The organism is Acinetobacter seifertii (assembly GCF_000368065.1).
Lineage (GTDB): Bacteria > Pseudomonadota > Gammaproteobacteria > Pseudomonadales > Moraxellaceae > Acinetobacter > Acinetobacter seifertii.
The window spans coordinates 1,752,840-1,768,943 of sequence record NZ_KB851200.1 but is presented as its reverse complement, the minus strand read 5'-3'; the positions used below and the strand labels follow the sequence as shown (position 1 = coordinate 1,768,943).

The 16,104-nt window shown below is 37.4% G+C and carries 13 protein-coding genes and 1 pseudogene; 9 read left to right on the top strand and 5 right to left on the bottom strand.

Translation table 11 applies throughout. From position 1 onward, the window contains the following. Window positions 1–67 precede the first annotated feature (67 nt). From F985_RS15800 to F985_RS15775, 7 genes and pseudogenes are all read left to right on the top strand, one after another. Entirely contained in the window at window positions 68–2,257 is a 2,190-nt protein-coding gene (locus tag F985_RS15800) for a TonB-dependent receptor plug domain-containing protein (protein WP_004702599.1), read from the top strand. Between the two features lie 83 nt (window positions 2,258–2,340). Continuing rightward, window positions 2,341–3,750, top strand: a complete 1,410-nt coding sequence (locus F985_RS15795; protein WP_004702597.1) for a PepSY-associated TM helix domain-containing protein — start codon at window positions 2,341–2,343, stop codon at window positions 3,748–3,750. A gap of 392 nt (window positions 3,751–4,142) precedes the next feature. Continuing rightward, complete coding sequence (locus F985_RS15790) at window positions 4,143–4,391, top strand: CPCC family cysteine-rich protein (RefSeq protein ID WP_004702596.1); 249 nt, start codon at window positions 4,143–4,145, stop codon at window positions 4,389–4,391. An 812-nt stretch (window positions 4,392–5,203) separates the two neighbouring features. After that, window positions 5,204–5,752: a TetR/AcrR family transcriptional regulator gene (locus F985_RS15785; protein ID WP_004702593.1), complete on the top strand. Its 549-nt coding sequence runs from the start codon at window positions 5,204–5,206 to the stop codon at window positions 5,750–5,752. 114 nt (window positions 5,753–5,866) lie between these two features. After that, window positions 5,867–6,940 (top strand): alpha/beta hydrolase, encoded by a 1,074-nt coding sequence (locus tag F985_RS15780; RefSeq protein WP_004702591.1) that lies wholly within the window; start codon window positions 5,867–5,869, stop codon window positions 6,938–6,940. Window positions 6,941–6,948: 8 nt separating this feature from the next. After that, a pseudogene (locus tag F985_RS26180) lies at window positions 6,949–7,101 on the top strand (TetR/AcrR family transcriptional regulator); the annotation flags it as partial. A 269-nt stretch (window positions 7,102–7,370) separates the two neighbouring features. Next, window positions 7,371–8,675 (top strand): MFS transporter, encoded by a 1,305-nt coding sequence (locus F985_RS15775; RefSeq protein WP_004702588.1) that lies wholly within the window; start codon window positions 7,371–7,373, stop codon window positions 8,673–8,675. Window positions 8,676–8,770: 95 nt separating this feature from the next. On the opposite strand, the gene F985_RS15770 is transcribed toward F985_RS15775, so the two are convergent. Continuing rightward, a complete protein-coding gene (locus F985_RS15770) occupies window positions 8,771–9,208 on the bottom strand; it encodes a DUF2147 domain-containing protein (protein WP_025465118.1) in 438 nt (145 codons plus the stop codon). Between the two features lie 835 nt (window positions 9,209–10,043). On the opposite strand from F985_RS15770, the gene F985_RS15765 reads away from it, so the two are divergent. Further along, on the top strand, window positions 10,044–10,514 hold the full coding sequence (locus tag F985_RS15765; protein ID WP_004702585.1) for a Csu type fimbrial protein: 471 nt from the start codon (window positions 10,044–10,046) through the stop codon (window positions 10,512–10,514). A 53-nt stretch (window positions 10,515–10,567) separates the two neighbouring features. Here F985_RS15765 and F985_RS15760 read toward each other — a convergent pair whose 3' ends face one another. The 4 genes from F985_RS15760 to F985_RS15745 form a co-directional block, all read right to left on the bottom strand. After that, on the bottom strand, window positions 10,568–11,251 hold the full coding sequence (locus tag F985_RS15760; protein ID WP_004702583.1) for a hypothetical protein: 684 nt from the start codon (window positions 11,249–11,251) through the stop codon (window positions 10,568–10,570). 48 nt (window positions 11,252–11,299) lie between these two features. Continuing rightward, complete coding sequence (locus tag F985_RS15755; protein WP_004702582.1) at window positions 11,300–13,471, bottom strand: TonB-dependent siderophore receptor; 2,172 nt, start codon at window positions 13,469–13,471, stop codon at window positions 11,300–11,302. 157 nt (window positions 13,472–13,628) lie between these two features. After that, a complete protein-coding gene (locus tag F985_RS15750) occupies window positions 13,629–14,213 on the bottom strand; it encodes a GNAT family N-acetyltransferase (protein ID WP_004702581.1) in 585 nt (194 codons plus the stop codon). A 49-nt stretch (window positions 14,214–14,262) separates the two neighbouring features. After that, window positions 14,263–15,081 (bottom strand): isocitrate lyase/PEP mutase family protein, encoded by an 819-nt coding sequence (locus F985_RS15745; RefSeq protein ID WP_004702579.1) that lies wholly within the window; start codon window positions 15,079–15,081, stop codon window positions 14,263–14,265. A 315-nt stretch (window positions 15,082–15,396) separates the two neighbouring features. On the opposite strand from F985_RS15745, the gene F985_RS15740 reads away from it, so the two are divergent. Continuing rightward, entirely contained in the window at window positions 15,397–16,101 is a 705-nt protein-coding gene (locus tag F985_RS15740; protein ID WP_004702577.1) for an SDR family oxidoreductase, read from the top strand. Window positions 16,102–16,104 lie beyond the last annotated feature (3 nt).

Here is a 16,104-nt window from a genome sequence, read left to right as displayed (position 1 = left end):
CGACATTCAATAAGGCTTGGTATGGAGTCATCGTATTGAAAAATTCTGATCCGAATTGGGTTATTTTATGAATATTGCTGAACAACATTATTTGCCTAAAGCTTTAACTATTGCGATGAGCTTGATCACGCTAGGTATACAACAAGCTCATGCTGAAGCGACCACTCCATCAATCACAAATGAAACAGCAAAGTCTGTTGATCAATTACCAACAATTTCCGTTATGGCGAGTCGTGGTACTGCGCTAAAAGATATGGACATCAGTACAACTGTATTGACGCGCACACAAATTTCAAATGCGCCAGAAACAAGCATTGATCAAATTATTAATAAAATTCCAGGAATTGTTGTGCCTGCACGGCCATCAACACAAATTCATCCTACAGGGCAAATGCTTAATATTCGTGGTTTTGGCACTTCAACCAATGGCTTAACGCTTGTGTTACTCGATGGCATTCCAGTCAATGATCCATACTTTCGTACAATCAATTGGGCACAAATTCCAAAGGATCAAGTTGAAAGAATTGAAGTCATTCGAGGCGGCGGCGCAACGAGTTTGTGGGGAAATATGGCGATGGGTGGGGTAATCAATATTATTACTCGTCATCCTGAAAATAAAACAGAGTTAAGTGTGAGTGCCGGTAGTTTTGATAGTCAAAGTTATGGCATAAGCACCGGCTATAAAATTGATGATCATTGGGAAGTCGGACTAAGTTATGACGGAAGTCGATCGGATGGCTATCAACAAATACCAGAGCAATATAGACATCCTGCAATGACAACAACCCAGTCGCAGACAGATAATGTTTATTTTAAGACAACTTATACGCCTACAGACTTCTCGCAATATTTTTTGACTTTACAAGCTAGTCAAACCAGTGAAGACCATTCGACTTATGCTTTGGCAAATAACCAGTGGAATACCTATCGAGCATCTTTAGGTGGTAAGACTGATATTACCAAAGACACTTCCTTGAATATGCTGGGTTGGTATCAATATACCGAAATGGAGACCCAGAATGCTTCAAACAATGGGTATACCTTAGCAACACCAAATAATGGTACGCCGTTCGTGAGTCAAAAAGAAAAAGCAGAATACGATAGCTTTGGAACATCGATGTATTTACAAACGGCATGGAGAAACTTAACAGACTTAAAAGTTGGTGTGGACTACCGCCAAATTGGAGTTAAAGATCCATTAAATATTTATAATGCTTCAGGATATCAGGGGAATATTACTGCAGAAGCAAATCACCAATTTGCAGGAATATTTGCTCAGGGAGTGTATAGACCATTTGTTATTCCTTTAGATATTACCTTAGGTTTACGTCAAGACTATTGGAAAGCAAGTGATGCAAAAACCTATGGAAATTATCGCGGCAGTGATATTAATAATGCATTGCCAGATCAGTCATCAAATCATTTTAATCCACGTATAGGTTTAAAATATCAAGTCAATGATATGTTAGATTTACGTGCTGCTGCGTACAAAAACTTTTCTGCGCCTGGACTAAATCAAATGTATCGTAGTTTTGTGAGTGGGACGGGGTATACCATTCCAAATACAGATTTAATGGCGCAAACCAACAAGGGTGCTGAAGCTGGTTTCGATTTCAAATACCAAGACTTTAGTTTGTCAGGCACTTATTTTAACAACAAAGTAAATAACTATATTGACTATGCGACTGTAAAAACAGGATGTTCAGTGGTCAATAACTACTGTGGTACGGGCGTTACTTCTGCTCAAACCTTGAAACAGTACATTAATGCTGGTGATGCAAAAATGCAGGGCTTTGAGCTTATTGCAAACTGGCAGATATTTGACAGGCTTAGTTTAAACGCTGGTTATACAAGAACTAAAGCAGAACTAGTATCGACCACTAATCCAGCTTCTGTGACACCGACTGGACAACAACTTGGTCAAATTCCTTTGTGGAATGTGAGTGCTGGAGCTGCATGGCAAGCAACAGACAAACTCAATATCGCTTTACAACTAAGAGATTTCCCTGACTACTGGAACAATACAGCACATACCCAGAAAAATGATGGCGCACTGACAGCAGATGTTAGTGTCAATTATCAAGCCAATGACAAGTTAAAGTTGTACCTGATTGCTCAAAATATTGGTGACACATCTTACTATGATCAAGGGTTAAGTTATCTGGCCGATGGCAGCGTAAATACCTCAGGTTCAGGTACTGTTCCAAGTTATGCATTGCCGTTAGCAGTAACCGTTGGCGCTAAATACACCTTTTAATCTTGCATTTTGTTGAATGAGTAAAAAATACAGAGATTTAGCTTTTAGTCTTAATCGCTGTATTTTTCTATGGAGGTCGCACTATGCAGATGATACAGCGTAGTACAGAGCAGAAAATACATACACAGAAAAACCCAAAACAAGGGTTAAATTATACAACAGTATGGCGATGGCATTTTTATGCCGGCTTATTTTGTATACCTTTTATTTTATGGCTTTCACTTACAGGTTTAATTTATCTTTTTAAACCACAAATTGATGAGTGGATTGATCGACCATATAACAATTTGGTTATTCACCAAGCCAATTCGCCATCAGTTCAGGTGAATGCGGCTTTAAAAGCAGTACCAAACTCTATTTTTTCTGCGGTAGAACTTGGGCCAAATGAGCATTCTGCAACTCGTGTTTTAGTCGCGAAAAATGCAGAAGTTTATATTCATCCTGAATCTTTAGAAATTTTGAAAATCATTAATCAAGATGATCAATTTACCAGACAGGTTTTTCATTTACATGGAGAGCTAATGCTGGGTGATAATGGTTCTAGAGTTGTAGAAATTGCTGCCTCTTGGACCATTATCATGATTGTGACAGGTATTTATTTATGGTTGGGCAAAGGTGGCAAGCTTTCATTTGGAGGTATGGTCTATCCGCGATTAAACCGTAAAGGCCGTGCCTTTTGGAAAGATATCCATGCGGTGACAGGTTTTTGGGTAGCATTTTTTACGATATTTCTAATCATTTCAGGATTACCGTGGACAGCTTCATGGGGCGGGATGCTAAAGAATATTCGTCAATGGTCTGCTCCAACTGTAGTTCAGCAAGATTGGACGACCAGTAGCAAAGAAGAATCACATCATCAAAAACAAAAGTTCGACCAAGCTGTTAAACATATGCAATCTGAGCATCATCATATGATGGTATCCCAAACCACTCGATTGAATGTTGAACAGGCACATATACTGGACGACTTAATTTCAAAAGTTGATACTTTCAAACTACAGCCACCTATACAAATTCAACCTTCAGGTGCAATGGCAGGGACTTGGAGCATTTCATCACAAACTCAAAATAGGCCTTTAAGAGAAACGTTTATTTTTGATGAACATGGAAACGTGATTAAACATGAGACATTTGCAAATAAACTGCTGCTTGATCGTTTGATTGGATATGGCGTTGCGATTCATGAAGGTCAAATGTTTGGTTTACTAAATCTTATGATTGGTGTGTTTACTGTCATTGCTCTGATTTTAGTGAGTATCAGTGGACTACTCATGTGGATAAAGCGGAAACCACAACATGAGCTAGGTGCTCCACCTATAAGTTTACCTTACCGCCTAAGCCTATCATTGAAAGTATTAATCATAACTATAGGCATAATACTGCCGTTACTGGGTTTAACCTTAATTGTTGTTTTATTACTCGAAAAGTTTTGCTTTAGTAAAATTCCCAGAGTCGCACAATATTTGGGTATAACTAGAGTTTCTGTAGGTTAAATTTTTCTGCATTTATTTTTGATGGTTTTCACCAGTCTACTGAAGCATAAGATCCCTTCAGTAGACTGATTATAGATAACTAGATTCAGCTTTTTTATATCTATTTTATAAACCCCAATTTAACAATAACCTACTCATTGTTTAGCCTTACTTTTTTAATGATCTAATTTAAAACAAATGTCATTTTGTGTGCTTGACGCCAATAAACTTGGGCACCATAACTTTGATGTGTCAGTAGAATTCCTAATTAAAAGGAGTTGGCTTTAATAGCTATAAAAAGTTTTAGTCTTGAATGCCAAAAATAAAGATTACATGCATGGGTTATCCATAAAATATGTTTAAATCTACAGATGGTATAATTTATTGATATAGACAAAGAGGGGAGAAAAATAGTGTCTTATGCATGTCCATGTTGTGGTTATCTTACATTTGATGACTTACCTTATGGTTCTTTTGAAATCTGCCCAGTTTGTTATTGGGAGGATGATAATATTCAGAATGAAGATCCTGATTATATGGGAGGAGCAAATGGCATTAGCTTAAATATGGCTAAGCAAAATTTTCAATTATTTGGAGCAATAAAAAAAGAATTGATACCATATGTCCGTAAACCACTTGAAGAAGAAATCCCTGATAAATAAATATACTTGTATAAATGGGAGGGAATAAACTTACATATTTACATCCCCTGTAATGAGCTTTTATTAATTTATTATTTATGAAACGAATATCTATGTAGTGAATTGAATTTACGACTATTTTGTATAATTTATGATTTTTTATAAAATTTGAACCAATGTATTTGAAATATTTCAAGCAGAAATAATAGCCATTTAGCCTTATGTCAGCATTTTATAAACCCCAATTTAACAATAACCTACTCATTGTTTAGCCTTACTTTTTTAATGATCTAATTTAAAACAAATGTCATTTTGTGTGCTTGACGCCACTAAACTTGGGCACTATTCTTTGCCTGCTGGCCACATTGCCAGTCGGTTTTAGCAGACCGTGATGAAAGATCGCATCAGAGTTATTCCGTCTGAGGAATACTCTTATGTGTAAACTCCTAGTCTCCTCCCGTAGCGGTAGGACGGGAGAGGGACACCTTCGGGTGTGCTGGTTATATCTTTCACCAGTCTGCTAACCCTTTCTCGTTCTGCCACCATAATTTTAATGTCGGCAGAACTCCCAATAAAAAAGGAGTTGGCTTTGCACATCCATTATTTCTTGGCAGCCTTTGCCAAAAGCTATAACGACACAGCTTAAAAATTTAAAGCAGCTTGAACGCCCTAAGGTTTTCAGGCTTTAAGTCATTACGGCTCAAAATTTGTATCAACAATAAAACTTGAGATGTGCCAAGCACAGTCTTTATGGCTTTGCTGTGCCTTTTTTCTCCCAAAAGGGCACAGCTTTTTTCTTTTAGAAACAACAAGAATTTTATAACGGTAAAACTATGCGAAATTTAGAAAGCTCTTCCAAAAAACTACATGTCGTTCAAACCACCATACAACTCATTACGATACATGGGTTTCATCATGTAGGCGTAGACCTGATTGTTAAAGAAACCAAAATTGCCAAAGGTACGCTTTACAACTATTTTTACTCAAAAGAAAAACTTATTGAAATGTGTATCGCTTTTCAAAAGAGCCTGCTCAAAGAAAAAGTGCTCTCTATTATTTATTCAAACCATTACCGCACATCAATCGATAAACTCAAAGAAATAGTGGTTTTGCATGCCAATTTAAACAGTCTGTATAACTTTTTACTTAAAGCTATTTTTGAAATAAAACTACTTTACCCACAGGCGTATCGCATGGCAGTTGAATATCGAAAGTGGCTGCTCCATGAAATTTTTGATTTGATTTTTAACGGAGAAACTCGTGAGCCAAAATTCGATGCCAACATGGTGATAAATCTGATAGATGGTTTGTTGCTACAAGTTTTAAGCTCAAATAGTTTGGAAGAAAGAGATGTAGTGATGGAGCATTTTTTTATTTTTTAAAAGCATAAATGGTGCAATTGACCGAAATAATAAAATTTACGTCTAAACCTCCATAGTTAATTTAAAGCTAAACACCTAACATTTAGATACTGACCAAGAATAAGTAGGATAAAAATGAATACTATTCAAGAAAGAAAATCCGATGGTGTGGTGCGGTATTTAATTAAAAAAATGAGCGTAATCGGCCTCTTGGTCTGTGTCACACATATATCTGCTGCTGAAGAAATAAAAACAGGAGACTCGGCAATGGGCTATCAAAATCAAGTTGCTTGGCAACAAATTGAACAATTTCTTCCCCAAGAATTTCATATTGCTAAAGACCAATTACCCAAAGAAGAATGGTGGGCTTGGAATGGCAATAACATTCATTTAGATACTTACCGAAACCCAAATGCAAAAATTAAGGTCATTCTATTTCACGGTGTAGGCACCAATGGCCGTCAAATGTCGATGATTTTGGGTAAGCCTTTGGCAGATCGGGAGTATGAAACAATAGCAGTCGATATGCCAGGCTATGGCGTAACACAAGTGGGGAAAGGCAAAGTTATTCGCTATAACGATTGGGTGCAGGCGGGTAGTGACTTAGTTGATGTTGAATTGGCAAAAGATAACCGTCCGATTGTACTGTATGGGTTAAGTGCAGGTGGAATGCTGACCTATCATGTTGCTGCCAAGAATAAAAAAGTAAAAGCAATTGTTGGCATGACTTTCCTTGATACAAGTGACAAAAAGGTGAGAGACACAGTAGCGAGTAACTTATTTATGAGTCGGGTAGGCACACCACTTACGCATTTGACTGCAAAAACACCGTTGGCATCTATGCGGGTTCCAATGAGCTGGGCAAGTAAAATGAGTACTTTGGTAAATAACAAAGAGGCTTTAAAGGTCTTTATGAAAGATAAAACCTCGGCTGGTAACTCGGTTTCGCTTACTTTTTTAGATACCTATATACATTACAAACCAGAGATTGCGCCTGAAGATTTTGATGTATGCCCAGTCTTGTTAACCCAACCGGAAAAAGACCGTTGGACGCCGCTTGATTTGAGTACGCCATTTCTTAGTCGTATTCACAAAGTTCCTGTAAAAACCGTGATATTGCAAAATGCGGGGCACTATCCTTTAGAGCAACCGGGTTTATCGGAAATGGTGAATGCTATTGACAGTTTTTATAGTACTACCGTGAAATAGGCGTTTTTAATCAGATTTTCAATTTGATTTTTAGCAGAGAAATTCGCGAGCCAAAATTCGATGCCAATATGGTTTTAAACCTGATAGATGGTTTGTTGCTACAAGTTTTAAGCTCGAATAGTTTGGAAGAAAGAGATGCGGTAATGGAGCCGTTTTTTTAAATATTTGTCTGAATTTTAAAATAACTTAGCTAATAGCATGTATGGTCTGCTTGATTTTTGTTAGATGAGCAGACCGTAGACCGCTTGCAATAAGCTGAGATGATGAATTTGTAAAAATTACACCTAATACATTGTTTATATTATAAAAAATATTTTTTTGACTTTATGTGAGTAATATTGCTATTTTTAATTACGCCAATCGTAAATAAATTACGAATAACGTAATTAAAATAGATTAATTTAAAGCATGTCATGGAGAAGGGAATACCATGAAAGAAGTTGCATTAAGTGATTTGATCAATCAGCAAAAAGTTGGACGTTATCAAAAATTTATTCTGATCACCTGTTTATTACTCATGATTATGGATGGCTATGACATTCAGTCTATGGCTTACGCAGCCCCAATGATTATAGAAGACTGGGGTGTTCAAAAAACCATGTTAGGGGTGGTGTTTAGTGCAAGCTTATTTGGTTTGTTTGTCGGATCATTTTTATTAAGTTCACTTTCTGATCGTTTTGGTCGCCGTCCGATACTACTGATTTCGACCTTTATGTTCTCGGTATTGATGCTGTTAACACCACATGTCGGCAATATTGAGCAATTGACAGTAATCCGCTTTGTTACAGGAATTTTTTTAGGCGGTATCATGCCAAATGTGATGGCTTATAGCTCCGAAATTGTTCCATACAAATCTCGTATTTTTACCATGATGGTCATTTCTTGTGGCTATACGGTAGGGGCAATGTTGGGGGGCGGTATATCTGCCTTACTCGTTCCTTGGGGCGGTTGGCAGTCGATTTTTTATTTTGGCGGTATTATCCCTTTAATTATTTTCTTTATTACATACTTTAAACTGCCAGAATCTTTATATTTTCTGAGTGAAGATAACAAAAACACGCCTAAAATTTTATTTTGGTTAAAGAAATTTTATCCTGCATTAACATTCAATTCAGAAATAAAAATCAATAATAACACTGAAGTTGAGGTTAAAAAGTCGCCACTAGAATTGTTTAAAAATCAGCGTGCATTTTTTACCTATTCCATCTGGATCATCAGTATTTTAAATATGATCAGTCTCTATTTTCTGGCGAATTGGCTACCTACTTTAGCCAAAGAGTCAGGTCTTTCATTAAATCAGGCATTAATGATTGGCTCTACCTTACAGTTAGGCGGAACGATTGGTAGTGTTGTGATGGGACTTAAAATTGATAAGACAGGATTCTATAAAGTACTCATTCCTGTTTTTATCGTTGCCGTGATAAGTGTTGCTTTAATTGGCTATGCTGTTAGCCATATTGCTTTACTATTTATAATTATTTTTATAGCTGGCTTCGCAATTGTTGGTGGGCAGCCTGCTATTAATGCCTTATCTGCCAGTTATTATCCAGTTTCACTTCGTACTACAGGGGTAGGCTGGAGTATTGGAATTGCTCGTTTAGGGTCGGTGATTGGGCCGCTATTCGGTGGATATCTTTCTCAATTCTTGGTCATTACCCATTTGTTTGTGATTGCTGCAATACCTTCGCTCTTCGTCATTATCACACTGATTATTCAGGCTAAGTACCGATCATAACAATGTCTACATACATCATTTATATAGTGCACATATAGACCGTAATTATGATCGGTGAGTAGCTAAAGAGAGTGGGTCACAAGCTAGTTCAAGAGTTATTTAACTCGATACCACGTTTGGTTTCGGCCAATTGCAGAAATACCAATATAGCCACGCGCGGTAAGTTTCTCGCCGTCTGGTGATACTGTTACGCTAAAGCGATAAGTTTTATCTGACTGAGGGTCGAGAATAGATCCTTTGTCATATTTATTTTTACCTACGCTTTTTAAATTTTTGACAATGGTTAAACCAACTAAAGATTTGTTTTTATAAGTGCCTTCACACATCGTACATTTGTTGGCTTCACTTGGAACAAGGATTTTTTCAATGTTTGCAGTTAGAAGCCCATTTTTGTCTTCACTAAATTTTACCAGTGCTCTAGGTTGATTTGTTTCATCATCAATGGTTTTCCAAACACTGCCATGTAGTTTGTCCGAAGCAAATGAATGTATCGAATAGAAGCTAAGTAAAAGTAATAATAAATATTTTTTCATATCCATGATTTCTCGAGTTAAAGGTGGAAGGTTTTAGTCACTAGAATTATTCATTTTAAATTTAACTTCACAGTTTTCTTAGTATTAAATCTATAAGCTAAACAATATGTAAAGTTATATTTTATTGGGCTTTATATTATTTTGATCACCTTTTTTATGCAATTGCGAGAATGTACAGAATTTCTCAGTCTCAAAATTATGAAGTCGCATGGCGTGTAAAACCAACATGGTATTTCATCACAGCTAATGATAATACCTTGAAGCCTCGAATATAGGAATTAATTTCAAAGCAGACTCACTCAAGTGCAATAGTAGTCAATCCGAATCATTCATCCCTAATTTCTCATACAGATCAAGTTTCTAAACTTATTGATAAAGCAGCTAAAATCTTTAAAAAAATAAGGAATAACTGATTGTTTTTTTATTGTCTTGTACAGATTGCTTTAAAAGTATTTGTAAAACCCTCTAATTGATAAAAATTTTATATGAGTTTGTGGAGCGACATTTTAATAACTTGAATACAAATATTTTATCTAAAAATATAATCATAAAACTTTAATTTTTCGGAAGATTAATTGAGTAATTCTTAAATAAGTGAAGAAATGTAATTAATAGAAATAAAAAACATCAACTACTTTTTAAACTAAATGAATTACGTTTAATCCATCACAAATTATAAGAATAATATGAAAATCATGTGATTATTATCGATTGACAGTATGCAATATTAAGCTTTATAAATAAAACGAACCTGAAAAAACTGTTTCTTTAGTAAAACAGAAAAATGACATTATAAATTTGAAAAGACATTAGAACATAAAGATAAGGAGAAGAAATGAAACTCATTAAACACGCCTTATTTTCTCTTATGGGAATACTCTTAATAAATAGTGCAGAGGCTGCAAGCGCATCTACGTCATTAAAGGTTAGTTTAACCATTGTAGAAAGTTGCGAAGTCTCAACACAAGGAAATTTAGATTTCGGTTCTGTTGTTCGTGCGCAGCCAGTCGCTGCCGCTAGAACCGATGTAACTGTCCAATGTAACCATAATACACCGTATCAATTGGCCGTAACTTCCGACAATAATTTTGAACTTAAATCTGCTACAAGTCCTGCCTCTGTCGCATATATACTGTATCAAGATGCAGGACATACTCAAATTTGGGGAAATGTAGCAAGTAAAATGCATTCAGGAATCGCAACAGGAATGAAAGAAAATATTCCTATTTATGGAGTCATTCAGTCGAGTACCAATGTGCAGGCTACAAAGTATGAAGACTGGGTTCGTGTGAATGTTGTCTACTAATCGCAGCTCTGCAAGGTGTAATCAATAAGACCTTGAGAGCTGTATAAATGATTTTATTTGTTAGTGAGCCATTGAATTGAGGCATCAAACAGTTTTAAGCCATCGTCAGATAGATTGGTAAACGTGTCATTGTTAAGAAAGAACATAAGACGTTTTGCTGGCGCTAAAGATTCATAATCCATGGTTGCACCTTTTTCATATCCCCAAATTGCTACTTTTTCAGGTTGTCCATAAATCGTTGCGATAATGGTGGCACCTAAACCCGGCTTACCCCAACTCATAGGCGCTTGAGCTTTATATACATTATGAGTTCCAGCTGGAAGCTGTGCAGAGAGGGGATGCGGTGCATTGACCAACCACAAATAACGTTCTTTCTCGACTTCGCCAAAATCGGTATTTATACGTTTACCTGTCATAGCCAAGTCATCAAGATAATCGTTTTCCCACGTCATGAGTGGAAGGGGCAGTTGACGCCAACCAGATTGAAGGTTTTTAGAAGCAACAGTAGATGAAATAATGACTAAATCAGTGTTCTTTAAGGTGTTTGGTGAAACAGATTGATCTAATACCTCAACTTGATAGCCCTTGCTTTGCAAGTATTTTTGAATGGCAATATCTGTACTAGCTGAAGCACCTTTAACTTGAGAGATGAGGGCAATTCGTGTTTGAGCATAAATAGAAGATGTCCATACACACAGTGCACTGACCATCATCAGGGTAGAAAGAAGCTTTTTCATAATGTTCTCAAAAGAGCAGTGATTCAGGCACTGCTCTGATCCCATGTTTTAAAATTTAAAAGTTGCACGTAATACCGCTTGGCGAGAGTCACCTTGAGACACGGCTAAATTATTGACGCTGGCTGTGTAGTAAGTTTTATCAAAAATATTATTTAAATTAAATTGGAACGTAACTGCTTGTTTTGCAATGGTGGTGTCATAACTTACAAAGGCATTGGCAAGGGTATAATCAGGCAGGTCAAAGGTATTTTTTGAATCCCCAGCACGTTTGCCAACATAATTACTGCTTACACCAAAACGTAAATTACCGTTATAAAGTTCGCCATAATTATAAGCCAATGCGAGAGAAGCAGTGTTTTTCGCTACATTATTCAAGCGATTGCCTTCAAGGCCAATTTCATCTTCAGTCACTTTCGCGTCTGTATATGCGTAGGTAAGGGTCGCATCAAGCTGATCGGTTACGCGTCCTGTCAGGTCGAGTTCAGCACCTTTAGAACGCACGGCACCAGTAGTGTGTAGTTCGACTGCTTTGGTTGATGGGTTGGTGATTTTGGCTAGAACATTACGTTTTTTAATATCGTAGAGCGCAAAGTTGGCTTTAATACGGTCATTTAACTCATATTTTGCACCAACTTCGTAAGACTTGGCTTGTTCAGGTTGAACATCAGAGTTAATAACAGCATCGCCACCCAAAGGCGCAATTGAAGAGTTTGGTTTGAGTGACTCGGTATAGCTCCCATAGAAGGAAAGCTGGTCATTCCATTTATAAACTAAACCTGCATGTGGGAGCCAAGCATCATCATTGGTATTGGTGTTTTCTTTAAACGGTCTGCCACGTCCAGCCGTTTGCTGATAGTTCAGGTAACGTCCACCCAGCACAGCAATCCATTTTTCATTTAAATGAATTGCATCTTGTACATAAAAACCATAGGTATGCAGTTTATCGGTTTGATCACTATCTTTATCACTGATCTCACGAGATGCTTCAACAGTATCAAAACTTGGATTTAAATAATCTAATGTCGAGGTGCTGCCACGAACCATATCTGGACGGAAATACTTACGGTATTCGATGTCTGAACCGAACTGAATATCATGTTTTAAACCGAACAGTTTGGTTGAACCTGTGATATATGCTTGCGCGTTACTGTCTATACTCTCTGCGTTTAACGTCGCATCGGTATTGCGTGTAACGGTGTGATTGGTAGTATCTAAATCGGTTATGCGTAACTGGTTAGCATCGTAGGTTTCATAGTTATAGGTATAGCCGAAGTGAGCCGACCAGTTATCATTAATTTGGTGATCTACCAACAATTGCGCCAAATGATCTTCGCCTTTCATTTGGTTAAACGCTTCATCTAGGCGTTGGTATTTAGAGATAGGGAGGGCTTTATTAGTTTTCAGGTCAAAAACGGTAGAGCGGTCAAATGGCACATCAAAGTGACGATATTGATAACTCAGGTTCACTTTAGTTTGACCATTATCCCATGCTACAGATGGAGCAATTAAAGTCTGTTTGAGATTACCAAAATTACGCCAATAGTCTGCGTCGGAATGATCTGCAATAAAGCGATAAGCAAAGTTACTGTCGCTAATTGCACCTGTGGTATCTATGCTTGCACCTAGACCATTTTTACCCGCAGCAAAGCTTGAGCCGTATACGGAAAGTTCAGTTTTCTGGGTAGTCTCAGGTTTTTTTGTAATGACATTGACCACACCACCCGGGTCCATAATGCCATAGAGCAATGAAGATGGGCCTTTTAAAACTTCAACTTGTTCAACTGCCGCATTCATGGTTCGGCCTTGCACAATTGGCATACCATTTACGGTAATTGAACCGTCACGGTTATCACCAAAGCCACGCTTCATTACTGTGTCTTGTGTACCGCCTAAAGTATTACCCTGCGTAATGCCGCTGACTTGGGTCAATGCATTGTCCAAGTTTGCAGGCAAATAATCTTTCATGTATTGCTTCGATACAACGTTTACAGTTTGCGGGCTTTCTAGATTTTTTTGTTTGCCTCTAAGCGTCGACGCTGTTTGTGTTGCGATATAGCTTGAGTCTGCTTCAGCCTGAACCTTAATCGTTTCTAGTTGTGCTGGTTGAATCGCGGTTGTTTCTGCCCAAGACATGATCGGGATGAGGGATAAAAGTAAGGGGCTACTATGTTTTAAAATTTCAACAGTAATTAAATTTTTACGCGGGGAGAAAGCAAACATAAGTATACCTAAGTGATATAAAAATCGTGAAAGGCTAAAAAAGAGCGACTATTCAAGCGAACAAACAAGTGTGCTGACTAGGCTCAAAAAAGTGAGTAAAGTATATATAAATGAGACTCATTTGCAATGGTTGTGGGTGATAAAGCCGTAGGAAAAATTAATAATAATTTAACTTTTTAATTAGATTATCTTTTATGCTCGGCCACTCTTCATCAATAATACTGAACCTGACAGAATTTCTTTTTCTGCCATTAGGCATGATTCGCTCATTTCTAACCACACCTTCTTTCTGGGCGCCGATTCTTAAAATCGCATTTTGGGATTTTTCATTGAGTACATCTGTTGTGAACTGAACTCTAACGCAATTTAGCTCTTCAAAGGCATATTGAAGCATCAAATTTTTTACTTCTGTATTTGCATATGTTCGTTGCCACGATTTTGAGTACCAAGTACTTCCAATTTCTAACTTTAAATTTTTTCTATCTATTTTCCAAAATCTGGTAGACCCAATGATTTTTCCTGTAGCAATATCTTCGACTACAAAAGGAAGAACCGTACCCGCTTGGTAACCTTCTAGTGCATGCTGAATATAGTCATCTACGGTTTCTGCTGAAGGGACTACAGTGAAAGGGAGGTTCCATAGTTCTCCATCTGAAGCAGCGGTAACTAAGTCTCTTGAATCTTCAATAGTTAATATGCGTAGTCGTATACGATGGCTTGAAAGAGTTATGTTTAAAGGCATAACAGAGGTCCTAGCTAAAAAGTACTAAATAAAGCCGTTTATCCAAATCTTATTTAAATCGACTATTAAGATCGCCACTTGAAACAGGAGTATTGAGCGAATGGAAATTGCCTGACTCGGCAATCGCACTTGCTGTTTTAATAAAACCATCCCAAGCTGAACGAGCTAATGCACCACCAAGGCTAATACGTCTTACACCTAAGTCTGCAAGCTCTGCTGCTGTTAAATCACTATCCCAACCAATTAAAACGTTTACAGGTTTTGGTGAAACGGCATTCACCACAGCGATGATTTGTTCACGAGTTTTAATACCAGGCGCATATAGGCAGTCAGCACCAGCTTCTGAATATGCTTTTAACCTGTTAATGGTATCTTCTAAATCGGGTACACCCACAAAGAAGTTTTCAGCACGACCAATAAGCATGACGTTAATTCCGCTTTGGTCGATCGCTACGCGAGCTGCTCGTATTCTTTCAACTGCGTCAGGAATATCACGAAGCGGCTTTTCACCATTTCCGGTTGAATCTTCAATAGAAATACCAGCTATACCTGTATCAATTGCCATCAGAACATTTTCAATGACGCCTTGAGTTGTATCTGAAAAGCCACTTTCAAAGTCAGCATTGATAGGCAGGTTAGTGGACTGAACCATATAACGTAGATGTGCCAAGGTTTCATCTCGGTCGAGTTGACCATCGGCCTTTCCGCAAGACCATGCATAACCTGAGCTTGTTGTTGCCAGTGCTTTATAGCCCAGTTGTTCGAGTATTTTTGCACTGCCTGCATCCCAAGGGTTGGGTAAAATAAAGCATCCGTCTTTATGGAGATCACGGAAAATTTTTCTTTTCTCATCGACTGAATTTTTCATTATTTCTTACTCTTTTTAATGTATTTACTTCAACTTAGTCACTCAATTTTGCCTTTAAACTCAGAGATTGAAAGACCAACTCAAGTCGAATGACTATAACAACTTTTTAATGTATACAAATACAACCACTTCTTCATTTCAAATAAGAAAATCAAAATAAAGTCATGTCCATTTTGGGGATATTGATTATAGTTTTCTTGAATTTATATAAATCTGTTTATCTTCATAAAAAATCATAGTGAGTGTTTTATTATTTTTGTAGTTAACAGGGGAGAACAAACCAGAAACTATTTTTATGTTTAATAAGGATCCGCTATGAAAAACACTTATTTAGTGACAGGCGCTACAAAAGGTATTGGAAAAGCAATTAGCGAAGAACTGTCCTTGCAGGGACATCATGTCATTGGCATTGCCAGAAATATCGACCATATAGACTTTCCCGGACAGCTTTTTAGTTGTGATTTATCCAATATAGAACAAACTGAAGAAACCTTAGCATTAATTGCTAAATCTCATGTCATACATGGAATTGTAAATAACTCAGGAATTAGCTTGCCTCAACCTTTAGGCCAGATTTCCTTTCTTGCCTTGGAGGAGGTTTGGAACTTAAATGTAAGAGCGGCTATACAAGTAACTCAGCATTTTGTTGCGCAACTAAAAGAACAGCGCTTTGGACGAATTATTAATATTGGCAGCAGAGCAATTTACGGAGCAAAACAACGGACAGCATACTCGGCAGCAAAAAGCGCCTTGGTCGGGTGTACTAAAACTTGGGCACTCGAGTTGGCTGAGTTTGGAATAACGGTAAACTGTATAGCACCAGGGCCGATTGAAACGGAACTTTTTAGAAAAACCCGACCTGTTGGAAGTGAAGCTGAAAAAGCAATATTAGAAAGTATTCCTTTGGGAAGGATCGGTACTCCACAAGATGTTGCACATGCAGTCGCTTTTTTATTGTCAGATCATGCAGGTTTTATTACCGGCCAAGTTCTCAATGTTGATGGTGGTGGAAGCTTATAGATA

What these genes read in the sequence shown, in the direction of transcription:
- F985_RS15765 (WP_004702585.1), top strand. Translation starts at nt 10,044, where the DNA reads ATGAAACTCATTAAACACGCCTTATTTTCTCTTATGGGAATACTCTTA.
- F985_RS15795 (WP_004702597.1), top strand. Translation starts at nt 2,341, where the DNA reads ATGCAGATGATACAGCGTAGTACAGAGCAGAAAATACATACACAGAAA.
- F985_RS15740 (WP_004702577.1), top strand. Translation starts at nt 15,397, where the DNA reads ATGAAAAACACTTATTTAGTGACAGGCGCTACAAAAGGTATTGGAAAA.
- F985_RS15755 (WP_004702582.1), bottom strand. Translation starts at nt 13,471, where the DNA reads ATGTTTGCTTTCTCCCCGCGTAAAAATTTAATTACTGTTGAAATTTTA.
- F985_RS15760 (WP_004702583.1), bottom strand. Translation starts at nt 11,251, where the DNA reads ATGAAAAAGCTTCTTTCTACCCTGATGATGGTCAGTGCACTGTGTGTA.
- F985_RS15800 (WP_004702599.1), top strand. Translation starts at nt 68, where the DNA reads ATGAATATTGCTGAACAACATTATTTGCCTAAAGCTTTAACTATTGCG.
- F985_RS15775 (WP_004702588.1), top strand. Translation starts at nt 7,371, where the DNA reads ATGAAAGAAGTTGCATTAAGTGATTTGATCAATCAGCAAAAAGTTGGA.
- F985_RS15770 (WP_025465118.1), bottom strand. Translation starts at nt 9,208, where the DNA reads ATGAAAAAATATTTATTATTACTTTTACTTAGCTTCTATTCGATACAT.
- F985_RS15750 (WP_004702581.1), bottom strand. Translation starts at nt 14,213, where the DNA reads ATGCCTTTAAACATAACTCTTTCAAGCCATCGTATACGACTACGCATA.
- F985_RS15785 (WP_004702593.1), top strand. Translation starts at nt 5,204, where the DNA reads ATGCGAAATTTAGAAAGCTCTTCCAAAAAACTACATGTCGTTCAAACC.
- F985_RS15780 (WP_004702591.1), top strand. Translation starts at nt 5,867, where the DNA reads ATGAATACTATTCAAGAAAGAAAATCCGATGGTGTGGTGCGGTATTTA.
- F985_RS15745 (WP_004702579.1), bottom strand. Translation starts at nt 15,081, where the DNA reads ATGAAAAATTCAGTCGATGAGAAAAGAAAAATTTTCCGTGATCTCCAT.